Genomic DNA, 9730 nt, shown 5'->3' with positions numbered 1-9730 from the left:
TTAAGTAATTACCCGACAAGAAATAACGGCCTTGATTATAACATCGGCCAGTTGAAACCAATTATTTGGCATCTGAAAATAAATCATGTAATTTCAGTGCTTAATATTGACCCTTGGCGCATATACATGGCATAGTAATGCCATTTTTGAAGTGTCCACATGCTACGCATTAGGCGTAAAAATTCACTGAATTATTTAATCACAGCACCTTTGGAGGAAAATCAATGAAAATTGTGAACGGCGATTTGATCAAACTGGCCATGGAAGGTAAATTTGATGTTATCATCCACGGCTGTAATTGCTTTTGCGCCATGGGCGCAGGTATTGCCAGATCCATCAAAATGCAATTTCCAGAAGCCTTTCAGGCAGATCTGGCCACTGAAAAAGGAGATCGGTCCAAATTGGGTGCTTTTTCCCAGGCGAACTTTGTGCAAAATGGACATGAGCTTGCCGTCATCAATGCCTATACCCAGTTCCATTACAGTGGCAAAGAGGTTCTTGCCGATTATGATGCCATCAGAAGTGTCTTTAAAAAATTAAAAGCCCAATTTTCCGGAAAAAGATTTGGATTTCCCCTGATTGGTGCAGGGCTGGCCGGGGGGGACTGGCAGGTTATTTCCGAAATAATAAACCAGGAGTTGCAGGGCGAAGATTTTACCCTGGTCAAATATCTCAGGGATTGATAAGGGGCATTCGAAAATTGAAAAGCATGCTTCAGATCAATCCAGTGCTTCTTTCAGCCACAGCATCTTCCCAGAATGCGTTGATAAATATTATTCTGATTTTGATATTTAGGGAAAATAGCTTGAACCGGGGTGTTCATTGCCCCGGTTACAGGACGACTTCATTCTTTAACCAACAGGTTTGTTCAGAACAATCCAGAACCCTGTTTCATCATCAATGAGTTGATATGCGCTGCAATTTAGTTCCAGAAACATCTCCTGGAAACGCTTGATGCCGTCATCGCCGGTTTTTTTCTTTGCATAGCAATCCCATGTCGGGTCCACTTTTGCCATGTCTCGAATCACCTGTTTTTTGAGTTCACGGCTTCCAAATCCGCCGCCGATATAGGTGGCGCCACCCGGGGAAAGCACTCTGTAAATCTCGCTAAAGGCATCCTTTAAATCCTTCCAGAAAAACATGGAACCCCGGCTGACGATGAGATCCACCTGGTTGTCTTCAAAGGGCATGGCGTGAACGTCTCCGGCCATGGTGATAATCCGGTGGGTCAGATGGGCCTGCTCTATATTTTTCATGGCGATTTGTCGCGAATCTTCTGAAAAATCAAAGGCAATGACTTCCATCTGGGGGGCTTCTTTAGCCATGGCCATGGCCAGCATGCCGGGTCCGCTTCCCAGATCCAGGCATTTCCCTTGGCAAATTCCGGTAACGGCCATTGCATTCTTTGCAATCACCGGATAAATGGGGCTGAACACTGTTTTGGCAATTTGGTCCATTTTAATGGCACCCTTTTTATCAAAGGTTGCTTCTTTGGTCTGGGTCCAGTTCTTTTCCATGGGGATCTCCTTTTTTACTATTCATTTAATGACTTACTATGGCCTGGTTTTTTTTATGTTGCCGTGGAAAATCATGAAAATCACCTCCATTGAATGGCATTTGATAGAAGGTTTGATAGAAATCCTCTGCCTCTTTTTGAAGGTCAAAAGTGAAGATGTCAGGATGAATAATATTGGCCAGGGCCATCAGTCCCAATATCCAATCGGGGTTTGTGGAAATGCGAAAGGGGTGGAGGTGAAAGATTTTCTTTTCCCTCACTGCCGGTACGTCCAGACCATTTTGGGTGCAATGGGAGATAAAATCCCGATTCGGCCAGGCCGCGCCATCGGAAACAATTATGATTTCGGGGGCCAGCTGGCAAAAGGCCTCCGGTGTGATGGTGATGCCGGGCCGGCTTTCCCTATCAATAAGGCGGTTTGTCAAACGGCCCCCGGCCGCTTCTATCAGCCGGGATTCCATTTTTTCCGGAAACATGGCAATGAGGGGATGGCCAAGTGTTGCATAAACAGCGGGGCGCTTTATTTCTTGGGTTTTTTCCTTGATGTAGGCCACCCGGGTGCCCACATATTGCCGGTATGCCTTTGCATTCTTTTTTCTATCGATCAATGTGGCAAAATAATCCATTGTATCAAAATAGGCGTCGATGTGGTTCAGGCGTTCATATAACTCTTTGATAACCCCTTCTTTAATGACCCGGAGCATCGTTGCATCCAATTGGGTTTTGTCCGTAACTCCCAGTACGTTCAACAGGGATTGAACCATGTCCAAAGCATTGATGGTCCGGTATCCACCGAAATATCCGGTCTCACGGACCTGGTTGTCATGGATTTTTCCTTGGATCGGCAGTTGAAATCCGCAAACACAGCGACCCTGGGGAAGGTGCCGGAAAAGGTTGGAACACATGGGGCCGAAAAATCCCCGCTCCATGATTGCTGCTTCGCAATTCGGACAATAGCTGTTGAGATAATCGGTTCCAGGGGTATTGAAAAGATATACGTGGTCCAGTGTACCTCGCAACTGCTCGCAGACGGTTTCCGCCTCCATGACACTGGGTTCCATATCGATTGTTGCCTTTCCAAAGGGGATGAAGCGCATGACCTGGAAGGGAATTTTTTTTGAAAGGGAGGCAATGAATTCGCCTGCTTTTTTGAGTTCTTCTTCCTGATGCTTCCGGAAAATGGCAGATATTTCAAAATAGACCTTATTCTGGTGAAGCAATTTGATGTTTCGCAATATCGGGGCAATGTCCGTGATCCCGCAATTTTCATAGGCGCTTGGGCTCATTCCTTTGAGTCCCAGATTTACAAAATCCAGGTGGGGGATCAATCCTTCCAGGGCCCATTGGGTCATATAACCATTGGTTGAACACCCGGCCAGCAGCCCTTTTTCCCTGGCCATTTTAGCCAGCCTTTTAAAGGTAAAATAGGAGACCGTAGGTTCGTTAAAACAGAATATTACACCGATGCAGTTAAGTGACAGGGCCTTCTGGATAACCTCTTCGGGGGTCATCTCCTGGAATTGGCCTTCAATGGCACCCAAATGGTCCGTCAATATTTTCGAGACACATCCCTGGCATTTGAAATTACAGCCCACGGTGCAGACCTGGAGAAAAATGCCCCTGGGGTGATAATGAACCATGGGCATGGATTCAATGGCCGTGTCCACAGCAGCAAGATATCTGTCGGGGTATCGTTCCTGGATTTTAGAGCCACTACAGGTATACATGCCGCATTGGCCCAGACCCTTTTCTTTTATGGTACAGTTTATTTCGCAAATATTACATTTTATTGAAATTTCTTTTCGGGCTTGGTAAATATTCGGGTAATTCTTTCCAGTCCCCATCGTCGTTCTCCCAATATTGTCTCCGGTTGTCGGTGGTCTGCAGATCCGTTGCCATTTGGTCAATATGCTGCTTTTTGTACTTTATAACCGATATTTGACGTTTATAAATGTCATCAATAAGGATGTGCATATACTATATGTATGTTAAAGCTGTCAATAGTTGCTTTTAAAATTGGGGGGTGTTGAGAATTCCGACAGGCCTGAAACAGAAATAGGGTAGAATTCCAACGTGTGCAGTTAGTAAGTATTTCCAGCATTTGGCCAGACAAATAGATCAAATATAGCCTTCATTCTTGTATAGTCAGATTATTTGACTCCACCCCGACGGGAGGACACGGACCTGCCTCATTTTTTCATGCTGTATAACGTGTAAAACTGGAACCTTATTCTGGTTTGCCTGGACCGCCTATTGAGCATTTCTATCTCAGCTATAGAATTCATGAGAACTAACGATTTGCCATAATGATTTTCTCCCAGGTAGTATGCTGAACCATGTCACGTATGAAAGCACCCCATTTAAAAATCAAAAAAAGAGAGATTAACATGAAAAAATTTGTTTTGATCATTGCAGCTTCTTTTCTCATTGCTGCTACGGCCCTGGCTTCAGATTACAATTTTATATCCCCGGAAAAGACAAAAAACTGGATTGAAACCCAAGCTCCAGTCACCATTGTGGATATCCAGGCCAAGGAAGAGTTCGAGTCCCACCACCTGCCTGGTTCTATAGCCACCTATGCCTTTCCAGTTAAAAGCGATGCGGAAAAGGCACGGATTGATGATGCTGTGACGGTATCCATATCTAAAGGGGCACCTGTCATAGTGGTCTGTCCCCGGGGCCGAAGTGGTGCCAAGCGCTGCTATGATTACATGAAATCCCAAAATGTGCCTGAAGACAAATTGCTTATTCTGAAAGGCGGGATAGCCGATTGGCCCTACAAGGACCTTCTAAAATCTGGCAAATAAGGCCATTGCCTGGGTAAAAACGGGATGCGGGCATCCTTCACATGACCAGTCTTTTGGGAAAAAGCCTCTGAAAATGGGGAATGCCTTAAGAAAGTGTAAAGTGCTTTTTAAGAAGGCCGGGTTCGCAATCCTGCTCAGTCGAAACGCAAAAGATGTCAAGCAAGTTGTCGTCTAAATTTACAAAAATCAAGTAAAAAATATCAATGGAAAAGGAGTGGATATGGCTAAAATGATGCGTACACTGACCATAATTGCCATGGGACTGGTAATGGGGCTTGGAATAATGACCAAAATTCCAGATGCCTGTGCCAGCAATGAAAATTTGCTGGAAACCATTGGCAAAACAGGTGAGGTGCATATGGGGTTCAGGGAAGGTTCGGTTCCCTTTGGTTTTATTAATGAAAATGGGGAGTGGGGCGGTTTTGGGCTGGACCTGGGAAGCGTGGTGGTCAAGGATCTTGAGAAAAAATTCAATAAACCCATCAAACTGATAAAACATCCCATGAATCCCAAAACAAGAATCACAATGGTGACTAACGGAGTGGTGGCCATGGGTATCGGTTCCACCACCATTACCCTTGCCCGGGAAGAGGTGGTGGATTTCAGCCTACCTTATTTCCTTACCGGAACCCGGCTTCTGGTTCCGAAAGATAGTGATATAAAAGAATTTTCCGATATCGGCGGAAAACGGGTGGGTATGGGAAGCGGTTCAACTGCCAATATCAAGGGACTGGACATGGCCATTGCCCAGGGTCTTATCAAGCCTGCCTGCCAAAAAATGCTTTTTGAAGAACACAACAAGGGCTTTCTGGCCCTGCAGCAGGGAAAGATTGATGCCTATTTTACCGATGCCAGCCAATTGGCAGGGATGCGTGCCAAGGCAAAGACGCCCCAAGACTGGAAAATCGTAGGCAAATACCTGACTTATGAACCCTACGGATTTATTCTTCCCGAAGGCCAGGGTGAATGGCGGGATTTTGTCAATGCGTCTCTGGTGCATATGATCAAGGACGGAACTTTTGAAGCATTATACACAAAATGGTTCGGCCCGGAAGGAGTGGTTCCCCTTCCCATGACTGCCGAATATAAGGTGCTGCTCAACGCCCTTAGTTACCCGGAATAAACCGGGCATTCGGTGGGTTTTTAATTTTTATGCTTAACTATACCTTTGACTGGTCCGTTTTGTGGCAGCAGCCATACGGGACAATGATGCTCAGAGGAATCTGGACTACCCTGACCTTGTCCCTGGCGGCATGGTGCCTGGCTGTGGTGGTGGGAATGGTTGTCGCTGCCTTCAGAATTGCCCCCGGAAAAGGATTAAAGATTCTGGGCCTGGGCTATGTTCTGGTGTTCAGGAATATTCCCTTTCTGGTCCAGCTTTTTTTCTGGTATTTTGCCGCCCCCCTTATACTGCCTAAAGCGGGCCAGTCGTGGCTTTATGATAATGTGCCTGACTATGCATATTGGTGCAGCATCGTGGGGCTGGGGTTGTATACGGCATCCCGGGTGGCCGAGCAATTCAGGTCCGGGCTGCTGTCCATCCCCCGGGATCAGTACCGGGCCGCCTATGCCACGGGGCTCAAACCGCAACAGGTTTACCTGCATGTCATCCTTCCCCATGCCTTTCGGATTATTATCCCCTCGTTTACCACGGAATTTCTTACCTGCTTTAAAAATTCCGCCCTGGCCATGACCATCGGGGTCATGGAAATCACCCACACTGCTTATATCATAGATTCCTTTACCTGGCATGGCCTGGAGACCACCACTGCCGCAAGTTTATGCTATCTTGCCATTGCCCAGACAGTCGCTCTGGGAATGTGGCAGGTGGAAAAACGTATGGGCATTGTTGGTTTAATTAAGAGAGGTGGATGAGCGTGGATTTTTCAGTTATATCAGATAATCTGCAATACATGGCCGGTGGGCTGTGGCTTACCTTTGAAATTGCTCTGATGGCCATTGGCGGCGGCCTTGTCTGGGGAGTGGTTCTTGGTCTGGGGCGCCTGTCTTCCAACCGGTTTATCTACTACGCTGCCAGCCTTTATGTTCATTTTTTCAGGGGAATTCCCTTGATTCTGGTGATCTTCTGGATCTATTTCCTGTTACCCGTGATTGTGGGGAAATCCCTTGGTGAACTGCCTGCGGTTGTCCTCTCTTTTATCCTTTACGAGGCATCTTATTTTGCCGAAATCGTTCGATCGGGGATACAGTCCGTTTCCAGAGAACAGCACTGTGCCGGTCTGGCAACAGGCCTGCGGCCAGGGCAGCTGGCCAGGTATATTATTTTGCCCCAGGCATTGCGTAATATGCTTCCCTCATTGGTCAACCATGTCGTGGTGGTGTTCCAGGACACCTCCCTTGCCTATGTCATCGGGCTTCGGGAATTTTTACGCCGGGTCAACCTGGTGGATGCCCGGGAGGCCCGGTCAATAGAACTCTATCTGTTTGCCGGTATGGTTTATTTTATTTTTTGCTCCATCGGCACATTTGCCGGTCATCGCCTTGAAATAAAATTTCGGGCCAAGGGAAGTTCCCATGATTGAAATAAAAAATGTAAGCCTCTGGTATTCCCATGAATACCAAGCTCTGAAAGATGTATGTTTGACCATTGAACGTGGCCGTACCTTGGTCATTTGTGGCCCCAGTGGATCAGGGAAAAGCACCCTTCTCAGGTGCATCAACGGTCTGGAACGATTCCAGGCCGGGGAAGTTTTTGTGGATGGTATCCCGGTCCAGGGTAGAACGACAGATATTTATGCACTTCGCTCCCGCATTGGAATGGTCTTCCAGCATTTTGAACTCTACCCCCATAAAACAATACTGGAGAACCTCATTCTGGCGCCCATCAAGGTCCATAAAATGTCCAGGGCTGGCGCTGAACAAAAGGGGATGGCGCTGCTTGAGCGGGTGGGCATTCTTGATCAGGCTTCCAAATTTCCGGCCCAGCTTTCGGGAGGGCAGCAGCAACGGGCTGCCATTGCCCGGGCCCTGGCCATGGATCCTTTGGTCATGCTTTTTGACGAACCCACCTCTGCCCTGGACCCGGAGATGATTAGAGAGGTCCTTGAGGTGATGGCCAATCTGGCCAAAGAGGGGATGACCATGGTCGTGGTGACCCATGAAATGGGATTTGCACGCCAGGTGGCCGATGAAATTATGTTCATGGATAAAGGTAGTATTGTGGAAAAAAATCATACCCATGCATTTTTCAACCATCCGGTCCATGAAAGGACCCGGCAGTTTTTGGGCAAAATCCTCAATTATCAAACTTGAATAGTTGAAAGAATCGAACAACCCCATAGATAAGCCTCCGGGGGTGGGCATTATTGGCGGGTCTGATACTCTCTGCCACTGCCTTATTTCAGGGCCTGCGTCCACCCGTAGTGGAAAATTATGAGGTGAGCCTTCCCAACCTGCCCCATGAAATGGATGGAACCGTTATCATGGGTCTGTCTGATCTTCACCTGGGGTCCCAGATAGACAAAGACTGGCTGGCGGCCCGCATGGCCCAGGTCCAGGCAGAAAATCCCGATTTTGTGGTCTTGCTGGGTGATATTTTTGAAGGGCATGGCGAGTCTGAAAGATCATCCACCGGGTGCAGTTATCATTCTTTCACACAGCCCGTTACAGGCTGAAACAGCAGCCAGGGACGGTGCAGGGCTGATGCTCTCTGGCCACACCTATGGTGGACAGATATGGCCCTTTGAATATCTGGTCAAAAGACGATATCCCCTGATGAAGGGTCTTTATGTTGTGGAAGGCATGATTACCATCGTATGCAGGGGCACAGGAATATGGAGACCACGCATGCGGCTGTGGCCATCTGGCGAGATTCTCAGGCTAACACTTCGAAGCGATTAATGGACTTGAAATTGGGAAAGTTATCGTTGAATTGCTCTTTGGTACAGCAATATTCTCAATTAATGCCAGGGACAGCTTATTTTTTCCAGAAAATTGCTGCCTTCATTGAGCATCACCCCCAGCAGACTCATGCCAAAAATTCCCACAAACATGGCGTTAAAATCCAGCTGGCCCCAGGCATCCATGATCAAATATCCCAGGCCTTCATTGGTGGCAAAGGATTCAACAAAAAACAGGACCGCCACACTGACCCCTGAATTCAGGCGAAGGGCAGTAAAGCCGTGGGGAAGTGCGGCAGGAAGATATCCTTCCCAAAACAATTGCCATTTATTGGCCCCAAGGGATCGAATGGAATCAAGGAGTTGTGGTTGAATCCCCCGGACCCCGTCCCTGGTGGCCACCAATACCTGATATCCCAGAATCAGGCTGATGATGGTGATTTTGGAGAGATCCCCCAGCCCGAACAACAGCAGAACCACGGGCAGCAAAACCACCTTGGGAATGGGATATGTCATGGATACAAACGGGGAGAAAAGTTTGTCAAACTGCCGGGAACTGCCCATGAGTATACCCATGGGAAAGGCCAGTCCCCAGCCGATGATCATTGCCATCACTGCCCTGAAGGCACTGGCCGCAAAATGGTGCCAGAATTCAGGTGTCACCAGGGCGGTAAGGAATGCGTAAATAGCGTCTTCCGGATAGGGGAGGACATTTGGGGACAGCCGTATTGCCAGAATTTTCCATGCCAGGCAACCCACCAGAATCGTCATTGCATATGGAGTGACGATGCGTTTTATAAATTTCACCAGTATTCCCCTATTTTATGTCGGATGGATCGAATTAACTCATAATATGCATTGGATCGCCGGTAGGAGATATCCCCAAATCCTGGATTGTTGAATATTTCATGTATGGATGCCGGAGAGCCAGCAAGAATAAGGATACGCTTTCCCAGGAAAACAGCCTCTTCCACACTGTGGGTGACCAACAGGTAGGGAACGGAGGTCTCAATCCAGGTGGTCAGCAGGGTGTCTTGGAGGTTTTCCCGGGTGATGGCATCCAATGATGAGAACGGTTCATCCATGAGCAGCAGGCGGGGGGTGGAGGCATACGCTCTGGCAATGGCCACCCGTTGCTGTTCGCCGCCACTCATGACCGAAGGAAAGTCGTTTTCTCGCCCTGCCAGCCCAAGTTCAGCTAAAATTTTCCGTGCCCTGGCATTTCGTTCTTTTCTGGCAATGCCCTGGATTTTTAATCCCAGGGCCACATTCTGCAAATTGGTTTTCCAGGGCAGCAGGCCATAATTTTGCAGGATCAAAGCCACATCCGGCATGGGTGTGGTTATGGGCTGGCCATCCATGAGAATCTGCCCGCTTTCAATTTTCTCAAGCCCGCTGATGAGATGGAGCAGGGTTGTCTTGCCACAGCCGGAAGGGCCCAAAATAACAAGTGTCTCCCGGGCATCCAGTTGAAAGGAAATGTCCTTTAGAACGGTTTTTGAACCAAAGGTTTTGCATATGTTGCTGACGGTTAGCATGGGATTTTT

General features: G+C 47.8%; 12 protein-coding genes. 8 read left to right on the top strand and 4 right to left on the bottom strand.

What is annotated here, in order from left to right; all coding sequences use genetic code 11:
* Positions 1–224 precede the first annotated feature (224 nt).
* The gene (locus ACYQ2M_RS17260; RefSeq protein ID WP_459917614.1) at positions 225–683 is read left to right on the top strand and encodes a macro domain-containing protein; all 459 of its coding nucleotides are present in this window, start codon (positions 225–227) and stop codon (positions 681–683) included.
* A 168-nt stretch (positions 684–851) separates the two neighbouring features.
* On the opposite strand, the gene ACYQ2M_RS17255 is transcribed toward ACYQ2M_RS17260, so the two are convergent.
* Together ACYQ2M_RS17255 and ACYQ2M_RS17250 are read right to left on the bottom strand one after the other, a co-directional pair.
* Positions 852–1517 carry a class I SAM-dependent methyltransferase gene (locus ACYQ2M_RS17255; protein WP_459917613.1) on the bottom strand — a complete coding sequence of 222 codons (666 nt, stop codon included), beginning with the start codon at positions 1515–1517 and terminating at the stop codon, positions 852–854.
* Positions 1518–1542: 25 nt separating this feature from the next.
* Positions 1543–3360, bottom strand: coding sequence for a radical SAM protein (locus ACYQ2M_RS17250; protein ID WP_459917612.1), 1818 nt, complete (start codon positions 3358–3360; stop codon positions 1543–1545).
* A gap of 543 nt (positions 3361–3903) precedes the next feature.
* Here ACYQ2M_RS17250 and ACYQ2M_RS17245 point away from each other — a divergent pair.
* The 7 genes from ACYQ2M_RS17245 to ACYQ2M_RS17215 all read left to right on the top strand — a co-directional run bounded on the left by ACYQ2M_RS17245 (position 3904) and on the right by ACYQ2M_RS17215 (position 8184).
* Positions 3904–4323 (top strand): rhodanese-like domain-containing protein, encoded by a 420-nt coding sequence (locus ACYQ2M_RS17245; RefSeq protein ID WP_459917611.1) that lies wholly within the window; start codon positions 3904–3906, stop codon positions 4321–4323.
* Between the two features lie 220 nt (positions 4324–4543).
* The gene (locus ACYQ2M_RS17240) at positions 4544–5446 is read left to right on the top strand and encodes a transporter substrate-binding domain-containing protein (protein WP_459917610.1); all 903 of its coding nucleotides are present in this window, start codon (positions 4544–4546) and stop codon (positions 5444–5446) included.
* 29 nt (positions 5447–5475) lie between these two features.
* Positions 5476–6198, top strand: a complete 723-nt coding sequence (locus ACYQ2M_RS17235) for an amino acid ABC transporter permease (protein WP_459917609.1) — start codon at positions 5476–5478, stop codon at positions 6196–6198.
* A complete protein-coding gene (locus ACYQ2M_RS17230) occupies positions 6195–6866 on the top strand; it encodes an amino acid ABC transporter permease (protein ID WP_459917608.1) in 672 nt (223 codons plus the stop codon). Before ACYQ2M_RS17235 ends, ACYQ2M_RS17230 begins: the two co-directional genes overlap by 4 nt.
* Positions 6859–7596, top strand: a complete 738-nt coding sequence (locus ACYQ2M_RS17225; protein ID WP_459917607.1) for an amino acid ABC transporter ATP-binding protein — start codon at positions 6859–6861, stop codon at positions 7594–7596. Before ACYQ2M_RS17230 ends, ACYQ2M_RS17225 begins: the two co-directional genes overlap by 8 nt.
* A 53-nt stretch (positions 7597–7649) precedes the next feature.
* Positions 7650–7958 (top strand): hypothetical protein, encoded by a 309-nt coding sequence (locus ACYQ2M_RS17220; protein WP_459917606.1) that lies wholly within the window; start codon positions 7650–7652, stop codon positions 7956–7958.
* Complete coding sequence (locus tag ACYQ2M_RS17215; protein ID WP_459917605.1) at positions 7891–8184, top strand: hypothetical protein; 294 nt, start codon at positions 7891–7893, stop codon at positions 8182–8184. The genes ACYQ2M_RS17220 and ACYQ2M_RS17215 overlap by 68 nt, the downstream gene beginning before the upstream one ends.
* Positions 8185–8243: 59 nt before the next feature.
* On the opposite strand, the gene ACYQ2M_RS17210 is transcribed toward ACYQ2M_RS17215, so the two are convergent.
* The gene (locus tag ACYQ2M_RS17210) at positions 8244–8990 is read right to left on the bottom strand and encodes an ABC transporter permease (protein WP_459917604.1); all 747 of its coding nucleotides are present in this window, start codon (positions 8988–8990) and stop codon (positions 8244–8246) included.
* Positions 8987–9721 carry an ABC transporter ATP-binding protein gene (locus ACYQ2M_RS17205; protein ID WP_459917603.1) on the bottom strand — a complete coding sequence of 245 codons (735 nt, stop codon included), beginning with the start codon at positions 9719–9721 and terminating at the stop codon, positions 8987–8989. Before ACYQ2M_RS17205 ends, ACYQ2M_RS17210 begins: the two co-directional genes overlap by 4 nt.
* Positions 9722–9730 lie beyond the last annotated feature (9 nt).

Source organism: Desulfocicer niacini (assembly GCF_054657595.1).
Note: the sequence above shows the minus strand (reverse complement) of the source record. Positions and strands in the feature narration are given on the sequence as shown.